The 562-nt window shown below is 73.7% G+C and carries 1 protein-coding gene; it reads left to right on the top strand.

The genetic code is table 11. From position 1 onward, the window contains the following. Positions 1 to 562, top strand: a 562-nt coding sequence (locus tag E1211_RS32250) for an RDD family protein (protein ID WP_132354030.1), incomplete at both ends; no start/stop codon positions are given.

Below are 562 nucleotides of genomic sequence, written 5' to 3'. Positions count from 1 at the left end.
CCCCCGGGCTGGGTGGGACGGATGCCCGAGCCGCGGCCGCACGGGCTGGCGCTGGCCGGCTTCGGCCGCCGACTGGTCGCCCGGCTCATCGACTTCGCCATCGTCCTGGCCCTCAACGTGCTGGTGAACGGCTGGTTCGTCTGGCGGTTCCTCGAGGAGATGGGGCCGTACTGGCGGGAGGTCCTCCGCAGGGCGATGGCGGGCGACACGTCCCGCGAGGGGCTGCCGCAGATCGGTGAGCAGGCCGGTGGCCTCCAGCTGGCCATCGTGGCGCTCGCCGCCGCGCTCTGGCTCGCCTACGAGGTGCCCACGACGGCCTCCTCCGGGCAGACGCTCGGCAAGCGGGCGATGCGGATCAAGGTGGTGCCCCTCGCCGCCGACGAGCCGCTCGGCTTCGGCCGGGCCCTGGCCCGGTGGAACACGTACGGCGGGGTGCCCACCCTGCTCTGGTGCTGTTTCGGGGTGGGTCTGCTGATCCAGCTCGTCGACGCGCTCTCCCCCCTCTTCGACCACCCCCTGCGGCAGGCGCTGCACGACAAGCGGGCCCAGACCGTCGTCGTCC

Origin of the sequence: Micromonospora sp. 15K316 (assembly GCF_004348525.1) — a bacterium.
In the GTDB taxonomy this organism is placed as follows: domain Bacteria; phylum Actinomycetota; class Actinomycetes; order Mycobacteriales; family Micromonosporaceae; genus Micromonospora.
The sequence above is the reverse complement of the archived record's forward strand: the minus strand, read 5'-3'. Positions and strand labels throughout refer to the sequence as shown.